Source organism: Streptomyces sp. CA-249302 (genome assembly GCF_050936785.1).
GTDB lineage: Bacteria > Actinomycetota > Actinomycetes > Streptomycetales > Streptomycetaceae > Streptomyces.
On the sequence record NZ_JBNJMG010000001.1, the window covers coordinates 3460220 to 3476276 of the forward strand.

Here is a 16057-nt window from a genome sequence, read left to right on the forward strand (position 1 = left end):
CGACGACCGATCAACTCACGACAGGCCACATCACCCGCCCTACCGACTCCCCCGCTGCCGGATCAACTCGATGCAGGCCCTGTCACCCGCCACGGCCCCCGCGTCCCCGGCCTTCTCGTCGATCTCCAACTGTCGTGTCCACATGGCGAGTCGAGCCCGGTCGACGGTGGCCAGGGGCTCGTAGCGCAGGCGCAGGTCGGTGGTGTTCTGTTCCGTGCGCAGGGCCGCCGCCCGGTCCTGCGGGGACTTCTGCCACGTGTTCAGGTCCCGTGTCATCTGCCGCCGGAGCAGGGGTGGTACGACGTCCGCGGTGCGGTAGGTGTTCCAAGTGGCCTGTGCCGCACGGACCTTGGCGGCCGTCGGGGTCGCGTGGGCCGCGCGGACCGCCTCGGTCAGGGCGGTCAGCCCCGCCGGCACGGGCGCGTGCTTCGCGTCCGTCGGTACGGCCAGCGAGACCGCCTCCAGGTCACCCGCCGCCGAGCCGGTGGAGAACTCGCCGTAGCCGGGGGCGAAGACCTTGTCCTCTGTGGTGCCGTCCATGTGGAGTTCGTGGACGGTCAGCGCGTCCTTGATCTGTCCGTACGGCCCGTCGACCGTCTGCCCGGCGCCTCTCACTGTGACCTGCTCGAAGACGACGCCGGGGAGGTTCTCGGTGCGGTAGACGTCGCCCTTGGCCGGGTGCGCGGGCATGATCATCGCGCCGGGGGCGCCGTCGCGGCCCGCCTGCCAGGTGCCCTCCGTGTCGGCGACGACGCCGTTGTCGTAGTTGAAGACGTCCTCGCCGAGGTACCAGACGGAGCCGTCGTCGGCCTGGGCGTACCAGTCGTCGGCGACCTCCTCGACGCGGCCCGCCGAGAAGGCGACGTACTGGGAGGTCACGGCGTGGATCGTGCGGTCGCCCCAGGTGATGATCTTCGTGCCGGGGAGGAGGGTGACCTCGGTGCGGAAGGGTTTGCCGGACTCCTGGCCGCCGTAGATGGTCTGGGTGACCTCGGCGGTGGGGTGGAGGGGGTTGGTGATGCGGGTGGGGTGGGTGAAGCGGGGGGTCGCGAGGTCGACCCGGGCGCTGTCGGGGGCGAGGGGCAGACAGGACGCGGCCGTACGGCCCGTGTTCTCGTCGACCGCGTGGACGCAGTCGCCTTGGTGCGCCTGGTTCCCGGAGCAGGCGGCCGCCAGCAGGACGGCGGCTCCGAGGACGGGCCGGATGGTCTTGTTCCTCATGCCCGTCAGCGTCCCGCCGTACCGCTGAACAGAGGCTGAACACACCTGACGGAGCGTTCAGTTCCGCTCGTACCGGAACGCCTCACTCCCCCGACGGCAGCGTCACCACGAACCGCGCCCCCGCGTCCGCCCCGGCCCCCGACCCCGCCCCCGCCCCCGCCCCCGAGGGCACGTCCTCCACCCGCACGCCCCCGCCGTGCGCCGCCGCCACCTCCGCCACGATCGCCAGGCCGAGGCCCGCGCCGCCCGCCTCTCGGGAGCGGGACTCGTCGAGGCGGACGAAGCGTTCGAAGACGCGGCGGCGGTCGGCGGGCGGGATGCCCGGGCCGTCGTCCTCGACCACCAGGCGTACCCGGCCCTCGCCCGCGCCGGTCAGTGTGAAGGCCACGCGCGCGTGGGCGTAACGGGCCGCGTTCTCGCCGAGGTTGCGCACGAGTCGTCGTAGCGCGCCCTCGTCGCCCGTCACGCGGGCCGCGCCCACGCCCGTGGTGTCGACGCGCAGGCCGGTCGTGGCGCGCAGTCGGCCGGCCTCCGCGAGGACCAGGTCGTCGAGGTCGACCGGGTGCCGGGCGGCCGGTGGTGCGCCCTCGTCGGCGCGGGCGAGCAGCAGCAGGTCGTCGACCAGGCGCTGCATGCGTACGGCCTCCTCGCGCACCGTCGACGCCAGGGTGCCGGCGCGTTCGGGGTGGGCTAGGGCGACCTCGGCGTGCTGGCGGACGGTGGCGACGGGTGAACGCAGCTCGTGCGAGGCGTCCGACACGAAGCGGCGCTGGGCGGCCTCGGCGCGGGCCACCCGGCGCAGGGCGCGGCCGACGGCGGCCCAGGTCGCGGCGGCGGCGAGGAGCAGCAGCACCGGGGAGCCGATGAGTAGCAGCCGGGTGACGGTCCCGGTGGCCTCGGCGACTCCGGAGGGCGTACGGCCGTCGAGGACGGTGAGTTCGCGGTCGCCGTCCCGGGCGCCGACGGCGACGACGAGGAAGCGGTCCTCGTCGAGCGGGGTGCGCACGGAGGCGCTGTCGCCGGGCTCCAGGCGGGCGAGCGCGGGCCGCCCCTCGACATTGGCGCTGGCGGCCACGACCTTCCCCGCCGCGTCCACGACCTGCAGGAACTCCTCGCCGGAGTCGGCGACGGTCGGCGCGGGCACCCCGCGGCCCGCCCCGATGACCCGGGCCACCCCCGTCGCCCGCGCCCGGGCGGCGTCCCGCACATCGCCGGAGAGCTCGGCGCGCAACCCCTGCACCAGCGCCGTACCGCCGACGACCAGCGCGACCGCCACGGCGAGTACGGCGATGACGGTGGCCCGCACCCGGACCGCCCGCAACCGCCGCCGGTGCCTTACAACCGCCGCCGACGAACCGACTCCCACCGGCCCGGCACCACCCACGGCCCCGGCCGCCGCCGACGCGGCCGGCGCCCCACGCCCGGCCCCACCCACCGCGCGCCACCGCCGCGCCGGTCTCCCGCTCTCACCCGTCATCCCGCACCAGCCGGTACCCGTGCCCCCGCACCGTCAGCAGCGACCGCCGTCCGAAGGGCCGGTCGAGCTTGTTGCGCAGGCGGCGTACGTACACCTCGACGATGTTCGGGTCGCCCTCGAAGTCGTCGCCCCAGACGTGGTCGAGGATGGTCCGCTTGGACACCGCCTCGCCGGTCCGGCGCAGCAGGAACTCCAGGAGGGCCAGCTCACGGGCGGTGACCTCGACGGTCCGTCCGGCCCGGGTGACCGTGCGGGCCGCGGGGTCCAGGCGCAGGTCGCCGACGGTGAGGACGGCGGGCCGCTCGTGCGCCTCGCGCCGGAGCAGGGCACGCAGGCGGGCGAGGAGCACGGCGTACGAGACCGGTTTGGTCAGGTAGTCGTCGGCGCCGGTGTCGAGGCCCTCGATCTCGTCCCACTCGCCCTCCTTGGCGGTGAGCATGAGGATCGGCGTCCAGTCGCCGCCCGCGCGCAGGGCCCGGCAGACCCGGTAGCCGTTGAGGCCGGGCAGCATGATGTCGAGGACGATCGCGTCGTACGCGTTCTCGCGGGCCAGCCACAGTCCGTCCACGCCGTCCGGCGCCACGTCGACGGCGAAGCCCTCGGCTTCGAGCCCGTCCTTCAGCCCGGCCGCGAACCGCTCCTCGTCCTCGACGACCAGCACCCGCATGTCCTCACGCTACGGCAGCCCCGGGCCCTTTTTCAGGACGAGGAGCGGCGGCCGGGCGGGCCGTCGGGAGTCGGCCATTCCGTCGGGTACGGGGTGTACGCCATGGTTCGGCGGGCAGGCGAAGCCGCAGCGACGCCGGGCCCCGCGGAGTTCGGTCCACGACTCCCGGCGGGGGCGTCCGGCGGCGGCAAGGGGAATCGGCATCGGGACGACTGTCGGGGAGCTACGAGGCGGGGACATGATCTCAGCGGCACACATCACGCTCGCGGGGCGGCTGGACATCCTGGTCATCGACGGCCGTGTGGAAGCGGGCCGGGCCGTGCTCGTGCCACGCGGGGAACTGGTCCAGGGGTGCGCGGACACCCTGGCGCGGACGCTGGCCGAGCTGCCGGCCGACACCGGGCGGGTCGACGTGGACATGGCCGGCGTGGTCTTCATGGACACGGCGGGACTGCAGTTCCTGGACCTGCTGGACGCCTACGGCCACCGGCGCCGCATCCCGGTGCGGGCCACGCACTGGAACGGGCAGCCGCGGCGGATCCTGGAGCTGGCCGGTCTGGACACCGCCGACCCGCTGGACCGCACGGCCCGCCCCGCCGACCCGCTGGACCCCACGGCCCGCCCCGCCGACCCGCTGGACCCCACGGCCCGCCCCGCCGACCCGGATTCCGCCGGACCGGCCGCCTCCGCGGTCGCCCTCGAGCGCGCGGAGCAGCTGCGGCTGCTGCGCACCGAGGTCGAGCAGCTGCGCCGGGCGATCGCCACGCGGCCGGTCATCGACCAGGCCCGCGGCATCCTGATGGCCACGCACGGCTGCACCTCCGACGAGGCGTGGAACATCCTGCGGGAGGCCTCCCAGCTCTCCAACACCAAGCTGCGCGCGGTCGCCGCGGCGGTCACGGCCGGAGTCGGCGGCACCGGCCGCACCCCACCCGCGAAACTCCGCCGGGCGCTGTGCACGGCGGTCTCCCGCCGGCTGCGCTGAGCCCGGTCAGCGGCACGTCGGTACGGCAGTCTCGCGCCACCCGCGCCGAACCCTGTCAGCGGCGTCGGCAGGCAGGTGCCGCGCCCCCGCGCCAAGCCCCGTCAGCGGTATCGGTACGGCGGTCTCGCGCCGTCCGCGTCGAGTCTCGTCATGGCGTCAGTACGGCAGCAGCCGGCCGGACGGGGTCCTGCGGTCGATCGTCGTGTCGCGGGGCGTGGTGGGGCGGCGGTGGACGCGGATACGGGTCTGACGGTTCATGACGCCCTCCTCGGGTCGGTGTGTCCCTCTGGCTGACGTGAACCAGCCTCGTACGCGCGCCGTTTCGGCACATCGTGCCCACGGAGGCACTTGTCATGCCTCCCCGGCAGGATCCGGTGCGTTCCGGCTACTCCCGAGGGAGGAGGGTGACCCCAAGATCCCCCCGACTTCGTACTGGCAAACGATCGTTTTTGGCCGAGAAAGGGTCGGCGGGCGGGGCCGGTCCGGACATAAGCTGCGATCGCACGACCCCGCGCCTGCCGGCGCAGCACGTCACACCTGCCCGCCGCCCTGGCCCGCCCGGAGAGGGACACCGCCCGATGACCACGAAGGCGATGAAGTCCCTGCTCGCCACCCTGGCCGCGGAGGCGTCGAAGTCGATCCGGCGGCCGGCCGAACCGCGGGCGGTGATGGCGGAGTTCTGCCGCGCGATGAGCGTGCGGGCGGGCCGCCCGGTGGAGTTGGTGTTCCGGGCCTTCCCGCCGGACCTGCCCGTGTCGGGCCTGCGGCTGGACTTCACGGACCGGTCGGTGATCGTCGTCGAGGAGGACACCGTCCCCGAGGCCCAACTGGTCATCCTGGGCCACGAGTTGTGGCACGAGGAGCAGGGCTCCTGCGGCGGCCACTCCCTCACCACGGCCGCCCGCGCGCACGCCCCCGGCCAGACCCCCGAGCTGCTCCGGCGCGCCGCCGAGGAGATCCTCGCCACCGCGGAGGTGCCCCGTGAGGCCTGCCTCACGGTGACGGCCCGGTCCGCCTCCGCCGACGACCACGAGGCGGACGCGGAGACCTTCGGGCTGCTCTTCGGGCGCGAGGTACGGACCTGGATGACCGGCCGTTACGCCCAGGGACCGGTCACGCCGGCCACCGTGGAGGGCCGTATCGACCTGTCGATCGGCAACCGCGGCGGACGCCTGCTGCGATGATCCCGCACATCCCCTACTGGATACCCACCGTCCTGCTCGCCACCGCGCTCGCCGTCAAGCTGCCGACCTTCGCGCGGGCCTGGCGCGACCCCGACGTGCGCGCGACCACCGTGCTGCTGGCCTCGGCCACCGCCGTCCTGGTCGTCATCACCCCGGTCAACATCGAGCGGCTCAACCGGCTGACCGGCGTGCCCAACATCGCCTCGCCGTGGGCCTATTCGTTCCTGACCGCGTTCTGCGCCACCGGCCTGACGATGATCATCCGCTGGCGGGAGGAACCCTCCGAGCGGCGCGCGCGCCGGATGCGCCGCATCTACTGGGCGTACGCGGGGGTGGTGGCCGCCCTGTGGGGGACGTTCCTGCTGGCGGACGCGCCGGAGCCGCGGATCTACGACCTGGACACGTACTACGCCAACACCCCGTGGATGCGCGAGCACATCCTGCTCTACCTGACCGCGCACATGGTGTCCTGCCTGGTCGCCGCCTATCTGCTGTGGAAGTGGTTCCCGCAGATCGGCAACCGCTGGCTGCGCACCGGTGTCGTCCTCCAACAGCTCGGCTACGCCTCGGGGTTGCTGTTCGACGCGGCCAAGCTGACCGCGCTCGGCGCCCGCTGGTCCGGGACGGACTGGGACGCGCTCAGCACCAAGGCGGCCCCGCCCTTCGCGCTCCTCGAGGCGATCCTGGTGGCGCTCGGCTTCCTGGTGCCGCAGGTCGGGCCGTTCCTCCAGCGCTGGGTGCGCGACCAGCGCGAGCACCGGCGGCTACGGCCGCTGTGGCGGGCGGTGCGCGTCCTCGGCGCGTCGGCGGCCCCGGCCCGGCTGGGCTTCTGGGCGCCGCTGGACCTGCGGCTGATGCAGCGCCGCCAGCGCATCCACGACGCGCTGCGGCTGCTCGGCCCGTACTTCGACGGCGGCCTGTACGACAAGGCGTACGCGGCCGCACTGCCCGCGCACGGTACGGCGGGGGCAGGCGCAGCGGCCGGCGCGGTCGTGGTGCGCGCCGCCCTGGACGCCCACCGCGCGGGCGCCCCGCCTGCCGTCGAGGCCCGGGACACACGCACCGGAGCTCTCGTGACCGACGACATCGAGGCCGTCTCCCGGGCCCTCGGTCACCCCCGCACCGTCGACACCCTCCGCCGGCGGTTGACCAGCACAGAAAGCCCGATCACACATGCCTGACCGACTCCCCGCCCACAGACCGGCCGCCGTCGTCATCGGCGCCAGCGTCACCGGCCTGCTCGCCGCCGCCGCGCTGACCGAGTTCGCCGACGTCACGGTCGTCGAACGCGACCTGCTCCCCGAGGGACCCGAGCCGCGCCGGGGCGTCCCGCAGGCCCGGCACGCACACCTGGTGTGGAGCGGCGGGGTGAAGGCCTTCGACGAGCTGCTGCCGGGGCTGGTCGGGGAGATCGTCGCGCGGGGCGCCCGGCTGGTCCACATCATGGGCGACATGGTCTCGCGGGCCCCCAACGAGATCTGGTTCCGCCGCTTCACCTCCACCCATCACCGCAACCTGGTCTGCACCCGCGACCTGCTCGACGCGGTGATACGCGACCGGGTCCTGGCCGACGAGCGGATAACGCTCCGTCAGGACACCACCGCAGAGGGCCTGTTGGGCGACGGCACCCGCGTCACCGGGGTCCGCGTCCGCACCGGGTCGAGTACCGGCGCCGAGGAACTCGACCTGCCCGCCGACCTCGTCGTGGACGCCTCCGGCCGCGGCTCGCGCGCCCCGCGCTGGCTCACCGCCCTCGGCCTGCCCGAGGTCACCGAGCGCGAGGTGAACGCCGGAGTCGCCTACGCCACCCGCCTCTACCGGGCCCCCGGCACCGCGGCCGACCTGGACTTCCCGCTGGTCAACGTCCAGGCGAACCCGGCGGACGCCCCCGGCCGGGGCGGCATCATCGTGCCCGTCGAGGGCGACCGCTGGATCGTCACCCTCTCCGGCACACGCGGCGGCGAACCCACCGCCGACGCCGACGCGTTCGCCGACTTCGCGCTCGGCCTCGGCGACCCGGTGATCGGCGAGCTGCTGAAGTGCGCCGAGCCGCTGGGCGAGGTGGCCACCACCCGCTCCACCGCCAACCGCCGCCGCTACTACGAGAAACTCCCGCACTGGCCCGACGGCTTCACCGTCCTCGGCGACGCGGTGGCCGGCTACAACCCGGTCTACGGCCACGGCATCACCGTCGCCGCCCAGTCCGCCCTCGCCCTGCGCAAGGTGCTGCGCGCCACCGCCCTCACCGCCCCCGGCACGGCCCGCCGGATCCAGCGCGCCACCGCCCGCCCGGTCGCCGCCGCCTGGGACCTGGCGGTCGGCCAGGACGCCTTCTACCCCGGTGCCGCCGACAGCCCGCCCACCGCAGTGGAACGTTTCCTCGCCCGCTTCGTCGACCGCGCGGTCGCCACCGGCGCCCGCAATCCGCGTGCCCTCGGCGCCCTTCTCGACGTGATGAGCCTGGAGAAGCCCGCGCTGCGGCTCTTCTCGCCGGACATGCTGGTCCCGATGCTGTTCGGCCCGAAGCGGCCCCACCTCGACGCCGCTCCCCTGACGGAGACGGAGCGCCGGGCGGTCGGCTGAAACTCGCGTTTGTCCCGCGCACTCCGGTGCGTGAGTACGAGCGTTCGTACCGCCACTGGTTCGACGGCCACGCGATGATCCACCGCTTCGGCTACGAGGACCGGCCGAACTCACAAGTCACCACAGCCCAAACGCACTTGGAGCCGGGCGGCGACGCCCCCGTCAACACCTCGATCCGCTTCGGTCGCACCAGCCGCTGTCTGATCCACCGTCAACAGCCGCACTCCGACGGCCTGCGCGAGCTGGTGGCGGCGAAACAGGTCGCGAAACCGTCGTACATGCAGAGCTTCGCGATCACCCCGTCGTACGCCGTGCTGGTCGAATTCCCCTACCGCGTCAACTCGTTGGCACTGCTGCTGAGCGGTCCGGGGAGTACCGGGCGGCCGTACCGGTACGCGTACGGTGTCGGCTCGCAGGACCGCAAGGGCGGGAACTTCATGGACCAGCTGGTCCGGCTGGACGTCGGTTCCGGCGGGACGCTCACCTGGTGCGAGGAGGACCGCTGCCCCGGTGAGCCGGTGTCCGTGCCCGAGCCGGGGGGCCGGGGCCAGGACGACGGCGTGATCCTCTCCGCCCGTACCCTTCGGCTTCCACGGAGTCCTCACCGGACGCTAGGGCCCGTCCGGCAGGGAGGCGCACACTGGAGGCGACCAGGAGGTGCCATGCGCATTCCCCTACGCCTCCCCCGCCACAGCGCTCCGGCGGGCCTGCCCCGGCCGGCCCAGGTGCGGGCGCTGGTCGCCGTGCTGGACGAGGCGGTGGCCGCGCAGACACCGGCCGACCGGGCGGTGGCCGCCTGCGGCGAACCGGGGCCGGTCTCCCGGCAGACGGCCCGTGCGTGCGGGCAGCAGAGCATCGCGCTGCACCGGCTGCGCACCCGGCTTCAGGACCTGCGCATCACCGACCCGGACCTCGCCCGCGCCCAGGACCGGGCGGCCCGGCTGCTGGCGTACGACCTGTGGATGCTGCGGCAATCCCTGAACCTGGCCTTCACGGTCCACCGCAACCCGCGCACCGAGGCGGCCCGGCTGCGCGTGAACGGCCTCGGCCGTCACGCCGACGACCTGCGCCGCCTGCGTGACGGCCTACGGGCCGAGGCCGGCTGAGCCCGAGGTCAGCTGAGGCCGAGGTCGGACAGCGCGGTGGTCCAGTCGGAGGCGATGGCCTCGCGCGCGTCGGCAAGGCTCACCGTGCCGTTGCACACGGCCTTCTTGAGCTTGTTCTCCACGGAGTCCTTGCCCCCGGCGGTCTCGTCGCCGTAGCGCGGCTCCGGCCACAGGTTCTTCTCACTCTTGGGCGCACCGCCGAGCTCGAGCGGCACGTAGTGGTCCTCCTCGTAGTCGGAGGTGCTGGTGTCGTCGTAGCCGTACTCGGCGATCTGCTTGACCTTGAGCGCGTTGGTGTACGACGTCGACGGGCGGACGGTGGCGGTCCAACCGGAGACGCATATCGTCGAGCCGATGGTGCTCTGGGTGACGTCGGGGTTGTAGGCGCCGGGCTGGCAGCTCGGGTCGGGCAGCGGCAGATAGGCCTGCGAGCAGCTCTGCGCGTGCGCGGCCGGGCCGGTGGTGAGGACGATTCCGGCGACGGCGAGGGCGAGGGACGTGGTGGTGGCGGTGAGGCGACGGGTGGGACGCATGGGGGACTCCCGCGATCGGCCCGGGGGCTCCGGGCAGTCGTGGGCATGACAGCACCGCGAGGGTCTATGCGGGTAGAACCATTGGGTGAATACTCGACGACCTCGCCGAACCCTTACCGGGGCATGGCACGCGATTGGCCAACGCCTGGCGGGTTCTTGGGGGTTGGGCAACCGGGCGGACACCGGGCGCCGGGCGCGGCGGGGTGGGGTGGGGGGCGGTGAGTCGGCGGCCCCTGCCGGTAAACGCCGTTGATCGGCGAGCCGTCGGCGCATAGCTTCCGAGTCATGACGAACGTACGGATCGGTGTGATGCACGACCGCGACTGGGCTCCGGAAGGGCTGCCCGAGTTCGCACGGCGGGCCGAGGCGCTCGGGGCGGACGACGTGTGGGTGGTCGAGGATCTCGGCTGGAACGGCGGGGTGTCGGCGGCCGCCGTGGCGCTGGGCGCGACGGAACGCGTCCGGGTGGGCATCGGCATCGCCCCCGCCCCACTGCGCAGCCCCGCGTTGCTGGCGATGGAACTGGCCACGCTGGCAAGGGTGTTCCCGGGGCGGCTGGTGGCCGGCATCGGGCACGGCGTGCCGGAGTGGATGGCGCAGGTGGGCGCCGCCGCCGACTCCCCGCTCGCCCTTCTCGAGGAGACGATCACCTCGGTGCGGGCGCTGCTGCGGGGCGAGCGGGTGGAGCTGGACGGCCGCGAAGTCCGCCTGGACGACGTCGGGTTGGTGCATCCGCCGGCCGAGGTCCCGCCGGTGGTCGCGGGCGTCGTACGCCCCCGTTCCCTCGAACTCTCCGGGCGGGCCGCGGACGGCACGGTGATCGCCGAGGGTCATGGACCGAGCGACCTGGCGAACGCCCGCGCCCTGATCACCAAGGGTGGCGGCACCCCGGACCACACCCTCACCGTCTTCGCCTTCACCTGCGTCGGCGACGACCCCGCCGAGGTCGCCCGCGCCCTGCACCCGCACACGGAGGGCCACGCCGCCTGGCTGGGCCGCCCGCAGGAGGAGGTCTTCACGGTGTCGGGCCCCGCCGCACAGGCCGCCGAGCGCATCCACGAGCTGGCGGAGGCCGGCGCGGACACGGTGGTCCTGCGGTTCGCGGGCGAACAGCCGCTGCGTCAGCTGGAGGCGGTGCTGGCCGGGCTGTGACGGACGCCTGACGGACGCCTGACGAATACCTAAGAGAAACCACGTCCCGTGACACGTGGTTCACAGGGGCGGCCCCTAACTTCCCGTGCCCATGTCAGGGGTCGGCTCCGCCGCCCCCTGCCTTTCATCGCCTACGACGGGAAGGGCACCCCACCACTCATGAGCAAGCACAAGAAGCACCGCGTCCGCAACATCCTGGCCGTCTCGACCGCCGGCGCCTTAACGCTGGCCGCGGGCGTCGTGGCCGTCGCCTCGGCGTCCCAGTCGGACACCACGACGGCCACCGCCTGCTCCTACACCCTCTCGGACACCTCCGCCGCGACCGGCGACAACCCCCGCCACGTGGTCACCGGCGACCTCGACGGCGACGGCAACGCGGACGTCGTGGCGGCGGACAACGACGCCGACACCGTCTCCGTACTGCTGGGCAACGGCGACGGGACCTTCGCCACCGCCGCCGACTACGCCGTGGGCGACAAGCCGTACCAGTCGGTCATCGCCGACTTCGACGCCGACGGCAACCCCGACATCGCCACCGCCGACTTCGACGGCGGCACGGTCAGCGTGCTGCTCGGGAACGGCGACGGCACCTTCCAGGCCTCCACCCAGTACACCGTCGGCGCGGGCGCCCGCTCCCTCGTCCCCGGCGACATCGACGGCGACGGGAACCTGGACCTCGCGGTGGCCGAGGAGTCGGGCGGCGGGGTCAGCCTGCTGCTCGGCGACGGCAGCGGTACGTTCACCACGGAGCTGGAGGTCGTGACGACGACCCGGCCGCACGGTCTGGTCCTGACCGACTTCGACGGTGACGGCAACCTGGACGTCGCCACGGCAAGCGTCGCCACCGCCGGGGGCGTGAGCGTGGCGCTCGGCAACGGCGACGGCACCTTCGGGGACGTCACCGAGTACTCCAGCGTCAACCGGCTGTACTCCATCGCCGACGGCGACTTCGACGGCGACGGGAACACCGACCTGGCCGTCGTCAGCAACGGCTCCGACACCCTGGAGATCTACGCCGGGAACGGCGACGGCACCTTCGCCGACCCCGCCGACTACGCCACCTCGGCCCTCCCGGTCGCGGTCAACGCGGCGGACCTGGACGGCGACGACGTCACGGACGTACTCGTCTCCTCCCTCAACGGGAACTCCGTCTCCGTCTACCAGGGCACCTCCGGGGGCGAGTTGACCGGTCCGACGGAGCTGACCTCCGCCGGTGCCTACGAGGCCGCCGCCGCCGACCTGGACTCCGACGGCACGCAGGACCTCGTGGTGGCGAGCAGCAGCGCCGATCAGCTGGACGTGTTCACCGGCACCTGCGCCTGACACCCGACACAGGCTCGTAGTGCCGACACATCGCCGCACACAGCCCACTCTCAGGCGGTTGTTACGGTCAAAGTGTCGACAGTGAGCGGAAGTTGATGGAGCATCAGCACGCGCAAGGGACACGCGACGCCCATCACTCCCAGGAGCCGTCATGAACGCGAGCGACGCACCGAGCCCCAGCAGAAGGACCCTTCTCGCTCTCCTCGCCCTCACCGGCACGGCCGCCCTCGCGGGGCCGACCGGAGCCACCGCCGCGACGACCGGCGCGAGCACCACGGTCGCGGGCCAGTCCCTGACCCCGATCGCCGCCGACCCGGACTTCGTCTTCGCCACCGACCTGTCCGGGACGGCGGGTTCGGGCGAGGCCTCGCCGGTCGACTCGGCCTACTGGCTCGGCACATACGAGGTCACCAACTCCCAGTACCTGGAGTACGTCGACGACTCCGGCGCCGACACCCCCGGGTACTGGGACGGCGGCACCTACCCCGACGGCAAGGCCGACCACCCCGTGCTCCAGGTCTCCCTCGACGCCGCCACCGCCTACTGCGCCTGGCTCACCGACCGTGCGGACGACGCGAGTTGGACCTTCCGGCTGCCCACCGAGGCCGAGTGGGAACTCGCCGCCTCGGGCCCCGACTCCCTCACCTACCCGTGGGGCGACACGGCCGGCACCACCTACGCCGACCCCGTCCTGACCAGCAACTACAACTACAACTCGGTCTGCGCCGCCTACGAACTCGCCGAGCACGGCGACGAGTCGGCCACCTACACCGCCACCGGCTCCGACCTCTACGGCCAGAGCTTCCCGATCTCGGAGATCCTCTCCATCGGCAGCACCGGAACCGTCGCCGGCTGGAACGTCACCGCCAGCCGCACCGGCTTCATCTACACCGACGTGTACGACGCCCTGACCGCCACCGGCGGCTACACCACACCCGTCACCACCTACGCCGGCGGGGTCAGCGCGGACGGCGTGTGGGACCTGTCCGGCAACTGCTGGGAGTGGACCACCTCCGTCATCACCGCCACTCACGGCGGCGAGATGGGCCAGCAGGTCAACGCCATCCGCGGCGGCTCCTGGTACGCCAACCTCAACAGCTGCACGGCGATCTACCGGGGCGAGGGCCGCGACCCCTCGGGCGGCTACCCGACCGTGGGCTTCCGGGTCGCCGCCTCCGCCTGAACGGCGGCCGTCAACTCGTCACCCGGAAGGTGGCGTCACCGCGTCCGGTCGCGGTGCTGATCGGGTCGAGTCGCAGCTGGTAGGCGTAGTGCCGGATGTACCGGTCGGGATAGTTGTACGACTGGAGCCGGCTGACCGCCGTGTTGGGCCGGCGGGCGGGCACGCGGTTCTCTTCGGCGGCCGTGAGGTCGAGGATCCAGCCGTGGCGCTTCTTCGTGCCGCCCATGCCGTAACTCCCGGCCGCCTGCTTCTGGTAGGCGGCGGGATCGGACGGGTCGGTGGTGAGGACCGGCATGTAGCCGCCGCCGGTGGCGTACTGGTCCAGGTAGAGGGCCCACTTGTCGGTGCCGTTGAACCGCATCCACATCGAGCCCTCGACCTGTGAGCCGGTGAGGCCGATGCCGGAGAGGTCGCCGAGGGTGGTCCAGGTGCCGAGGATCGAGTTGCTGCCCTCGAGGGCACTTCGATGATCTGGGTGTCGATGTCAAGAGAAAGGCGAGAAGGCGACGGACGTGGTTCGCGTCAGCGCACCAGCGACTTGCCGATGATCTCCTTCATGATCTCGGTGGTGCCGGCGAACAAGGTGCCGGCCCTGGTGTCGACGAAGTCCCTGGCGATGGCGTACTCCGTCATGTAGCCGTATCCGCCGTGCAGTTGGAGGCACCGGGAGACTAGTCGCTGCTGGCGCTCGGTCACCCACCACTTGGCCATGGCCGCCTCGGTGGCCGTCAGCCGGCCGGCGACCAGTTCGGCCACGCAGCGGTCGGTGAAGGTCCGGGCGATCTCCGTCTCGGTCGCCAGCTCGGCCAGGGTGAACCGGGTCGCCTGGAGTTCGGACAGCGGGCCTCCGAAGACGGTCCGGTCGCGGGTGTAGGCGATCGTGTCGTCCAGCACCCGCCGCATGGTGGCGGCCCCGGTCACGGCGACGCTGACCCGCTCCCGCGGCAGGTTCCGCTTCAGGTACTCCAGGCCCCGCCCCTCCTCGCCGAGCAGGTTCGCGGCCGGTACGGGCACGTCGGTGAAGGACAGTTCGGCGGTGTCCTGGGCGGACAGGCCGAGCTTGTGGAGCCTGCGGCCGCGTTCGAAGCCGGGCATCCCGCGCTCCACCACGAAGAGGCTGAGCCCCTCCGACCCGTCCTCGGCGGTCGTGCGGGCCACCACGATCACGAGGTCGGCGATCAAACCGTTGCTGATGAAGGTCTTCGCGCCGTTCAACAGGTAACCGTCCGCCCGCCGTTCGGCCCGGGCGCGGATCCCCCGCAGATCGCTGCCGGCGGCGGGCTCGGTCATGGCGATGGCCGCCACCAGGCTGCCGTCGGCGAGGCCGGGCAGCCAGCGTGCCTTTTGTTCGGGGGTGGCCAGTTCCCGGAAGTAGGGGGCGATCAGGTCGGTGAAGCCGTTGAGGTTCATGGAGACCGAGGTGGCGCCCGCGCGGCACAACTCCTCGTTGAGGACCGCGTTGTAGCGGAAGTCGTCGACGCCACTGCCGCCGTACTCCTCCTCCACCCCCAGCCCGAGCAGGCCCGCGGCCCCCGCCGCCCGGTACAGCGACCGGTCGACCTCGCCCGCGGCCGCCCAGGCGGCGAGGTACGGGCTGACCTCCTTGGCGACGAAGGCGCGGGCCATGGCCCGGAAGTCCTCGTGGTCGGTGTCGTAGAGATCGCGCTTCATGCGAGCAGAGTATGTCGGATCGCGACCGCCCGGAAGCGATCCGACATAAAATTGTCCGGGCGAGGCACCGGCGAGAATGAGACGTGAAGGGCGAGAGGCGAGTAAGGGGACCGCGCGTGGACCTGCCGCAGGACGAGGCGAAGAACAGCACCCAGCTGCTGATCCTGGCCGTCTACGGGCACTACTCACGGCTGGTGCGGGGCTGGTCCTCGGTGGCCGACCTGATCACGCTGCTCGAGCGGCTGGGCGTACCGGCCCAGGCGACCCGCTCGGCGGTGACCCGGATGACCCGCCGCGACCTGCTGGTCCCGGAGCGGCGCGGGACGGTCCGCGGATACGCGGCGACCGCCAAGGCGCGGCTGATCTTCGAGGAGGGCGACGAGGTCGTCTACGCCCCCCTGAAGCCGGCCCGGCCGGAGGACGGCTGGGCCATCGTCTCCTTCTCGGTCCCCGAGGCCGAGCGGGAGAAGCGCTACACGCTGCGCAAACGGCTGGTCTGGCTCGGCATGGGCCAGCTCGAGAGCGGCCTGTGGCTCGCTCCCGCGCGGGTCCTCCCCACCGTCCTGAAGTGGGTGCGCAGGCTCGGCCTGGAGGGTTACGTCGACGCCTTCACCGCCCACCACGAAGGTCTCGGCGACACCGCGGCGCTCGTCCGCCGCGCCTGGAACCTCGACGAACTCGCCGCCTCCTACGACAGGTACCTGCGCTCGTGGTCGCCGGTACTGACCGCCGTGCGGGAGACGGACCGCGTCTCCGACCCCGGCGACGCCTTCGCCGTATACACACTGGCCCTCGAGCAGTGGATGCGCTTCCCCTACCTGGATCCGGGTCTGCCCACGGAACTCCTGCCGGCGGACTGGCACGGCGAGGCCGCACAGGCGCTCGCGCACGAACTCCGGGAACGGCTGGCGGACTTGGCCTTCGAGTACGTCGCCTCGACGATCGGAGACCCGGCCGGCCGGTGACACACCG

Annotated in this window: 14 protein-coding genes and 1 pseudogene; 9 read left to right on the plus strand and 6 right to left on the minus strand. The window is 72.8% G+C overall.

Annotated features, from left to right (window positions below):
• Positions 1-39 precede the first annotated feature (39 nt).
• The 3 genes from ACQEWB_RS15540 to ACQEWB_RS15550 form a co-directional block, all read right to left on the minus strand.
• Complete coding sequence (locus ACQEWB_RS15540) at positions 40-1221, minus strand: hypothetical protein (protein ID WP_432831224.1); 1182 nt, start codon at positions 1219-1221, stop codon at positions 40-42.
• Between the two features lie 82 nt (positions 1222-1303).
• Entirely contained in the window at positions 1304-2587 is a 1284-nt protein-coding gene (locus ACQEWB_RS15545) for a sensor histidine kinase (protein WP_432831226.1), read from the minus strand.
• A gap of 100 nt (positions 2588-2687) precedes the next feature.
• The gene (locus ACQEWB_RS15550) at positions 2688-3365 is read right to left on the minus strand and encodes a response regulator transcription factor (protein WP_432831228.1); all 678 of its coding nucleotides are present in this window, start codon (positions 3363-3365) and stop codon (positions 2688-2690) included.
• A gap of 238 nt (positions 3366-3603) precedes the next feature.
• On the opposite strand from ACQEWB_RS15550, the gene ACQEWB_RS15555 reads away from it, so the two are divergent.
• The 5 genes from ACQEWB_RS15555 (at position 3604) to ACQEWB_RS15575 (ending at position 9223) form a co-directional block, all read left to right on the plus strand.
• Positions 3604-4350, plus strand: coding sequence for an ANTAR domain-containing protein (locus tag ACQEWB_RS15555; protein ID WP_432831230.1), 747 nt, complete (start codon positions 3604-3606; stop codon positions 4348-4350).
• Between the two features lie 578 nt (positions 4351-4928).
• Entirely contained in the window at positions 4929-5534 is a 606-nt protein-coding gene (locus ACQEWB_RS15560; RefSeq protein WP_432831232.1) for a toxin, read from the plus strand.
• Positions 5531-6715, plus strand: coding sequence for an MAB_1171c family putative transporter (locus ACQEWB_RS15565; protein WP_432831234.1), 1185 nt, complete (start codon positions 5531-5533; stop codon positions 6713-6715). Before ACQEWB_RS15560 ends, ACQEWB_RS15565 begins: the two co-directional genes overlap by 4 nt.
• Positions 6708-8117 carry an FAD-dependent monooxygenase gene (locus ACQEWB_RS15570; protein WP_432831236.1) on the plus strand — a complete coding sequence of 470 codons (1410 nt, stop codon included), beginning with the start codon at positions 6708-6710 and terminating at the stop codon, positions 8115-8117. Before ACQEWB_RS15565 ends, ACQEWB_RS15570 begins: the two co-directional genes overlap by 8 nt.
• A gap of 26 nt (positions 8118-8143) precedes the next feature.
• Positions 8144-9223 carry a carotenoid oxygenase family protein gene (locus ACQEWB_RS15575; protein WP_432831238.1) on the plus strand — a complete coding sequence of 360 codons (1080 nt, stop codon included), beginning with the start codon at positions 8144-8146 and terminating at the stop codon, positions 9221-9223.
• 8 nt (positions 9224-9231) lie between these two features.
• On the opposite strand, the gene ACQEWB_RS15580 is transcribed toward ACQEWB_RS15575, so the two are convergent.
• Positions 9232-9756 carry a hypothetical protein gene (locus ACQEWB_RS15580; RefSeq protein ID WP_432831240.1) on the minus strand — a complete coding sequence of 175 codons (525 nt, stop codon included), beginning with the start codon at positions 9754-9756 and terminating at the stop codon, positions 9232-9234.
• 285 nt (positions 9757-10041) lie between these two features.
• Between ACQEWB_RS15580 and ACQEWB_RS15585 the strand changes: the two genes are divergently transcribed.
• The 3 genes from ACQEWB_RS15585 to ACQEWB_RS15595 all read left to right on the plus strand — a co-directional run bounded on the left by ACQEWB_RS15585 (position 10042) and on the right by ACQEWB_RS15595 (position 13414).
• The gene (locus ACQEWB_RS15585) at positions 10042-10908 is read left to right on the plus strand and encodes an LLM class flavin-dependent oxidoreductase (RefSeq protein ID WP_432831242.1); all 867 of its coding nucleotides are present in this window, start codon (positions 10042-10044) and stop codon (positions 10906-10908) included.
• A 159-nt stretch (positions 10909-11067) separates the two neighbouring features.
• Complete coding sequence (locus ACQEWB_RS15590; protein ID WP_432831244.1) at positions 11068-12231, plus strand: FG-GAP repeat domain-containing protein; 1164 nt, start codon at positions 11068-11070, stop codon at positions 12229-12231.
• A 151-nt stretch (positions 12232-12382) separates the two neighbouring features.
• Positions 12383-13414 carry a formylglycine-generating enzyme family protein gene (locus tag ACQEWB_RS15595; RefSeq protein WP_432831246.1) on the plus strand — a complete coding sequence of 344 codons (1032 nt, stop codon included), beginning with the start codon at positions 12383-12385 and terminating at the stop codon, positions 13412-13414.
• A gap of 19 nt (positions 13415-13433) precedes the next feature.
• On the opposite strand, the pseudogene ACQEWB_RS15600 reads toward ACQEWB_RS15595, so the two are convergent.
• Positions 13434-13886 (minus strand): annotated as a pseudogene (locus tag ACQEWB_RS15600) (AbfB domain-containing protein); the annotation flags it as partial.
• Positions 13887-13936: 50 nt separating this feature from the next.
• Positions 13937-15085 (minus strand): acyl-CoA dehydrogenase family protein, encoded by a 1149-nt coding sequence (locus ACQEWB_RS15605; protein ID WP_432831248.1) that lies wholly within the window; start codon positions 15083-15085, stop codon positions 13937-13939.
• 116 nt (positions 15086-15201) lie between these two features.
• Between ACQEWB_RS15605 and ACQEWB_RS15610 the strand changes: the two genes are divergently transcribed.
• Positions 15202-16050 carry a PaaX family transcriptional regulator gene (locus tag ACQEWB_RS15610; RefSeq protein ID WP_432831250.1) on the plus strand — a complete coding sequence of 283 codons (849 nt, stop codon included), beginning with the start codon at positions 15202-15204 and terminating at the stop codon, positions 16048-16050.
• The last annotated feature ends 7 nt before the right edge of the window (positions 16051-16057 follow it).

What these genes read in the sequence shown, in the direction of transcription:
- ACQEWB_RS15540 (WP_432831224.1), bottom strand. Translation starts at nt 1,221, where the DNA reads ATGAGGAACAAGACCATCCGGCCCGTCCTCGGAGCCGCCGTCCTGCTG.
- ACQEWB_RS15550 (WP_432831228.1), bottom strand. Translation starts at nt 3,365, where the DNA reads ATGCGGGTGCTGGTCGTCGAGGACGAGGAGCGGTTCGCGGCCGGGCTG.
- ACQEWB_RS15555 (WP_432831230.1), top strand. Translation starts at nt 3,604, where the DNA reads ATGATCTCAGCGGCACACATCACGCTCGCGGGGCGGCTGGACATCCTG.
- ACQEWB_RS15560 (WP_432831232.1), top strand. Translation starts at nt 4,929, where the DNA reads ATGACCACGAAGGCGATGAAGTCCCTGCTCGCCACCCTGGCCGCGGAG.
- ACQEWB_RS15565 (WP_432831234.1), top strand. Translation starts at nt 5,531, where the DNA reads ATGATCCCGCACATCCCCTACTGGATACCCACCGTCCTGCTCGCCACC.
- ACQEWB_RS15570 (WP_432831236.1), top strand. Translation starts at nt 6,708, where the DNA reads ATGCCTGACCGACTCCCCGCCCACAGACCGGCCGCCGTCGTCATCGGC.
- ACQEWB_RS15580 (WP_432831240.1), bottom strand. Translation starts at nt 9,756, where the DNA reads ATGCGTCCCACCCGTCGCCTCACCGCCACCACCACGTCCCTCGCCCTC.
- ACQEWB_RS15585 (WP_432831242.1), top strand. Translation starts at nt 10,042, where the DNA reads ATGACGAACGTACGGATCGGTGTGATGCACGACCGCGACTGGGCTCCG.
- ACQEWB_RS15590 (WP_432831244.1), top strand. Translation starts at nt 11,068, where the DNA reads ATGAGCAAGCACAAGAAGCACCGCGTCCGCAACATCCTGGCCGTCTCG.
- ACQEWB_RS15595 (WP_432831246.1), top strand. Translation starts at nt 12,383, where the DNA reads ATGAACGCGAGCGACGCACCGAGCCCCAGCAGAAGGACCCTTCTCGCT.
- ACQEWB_RS15605 (WP_432831248.1), bottom strand. Translation starts at nt 15,085, where the DNA reads ATGAAGCGCGATCTCTACGACACCGACCACGAGGACTTCCGGGCCATG.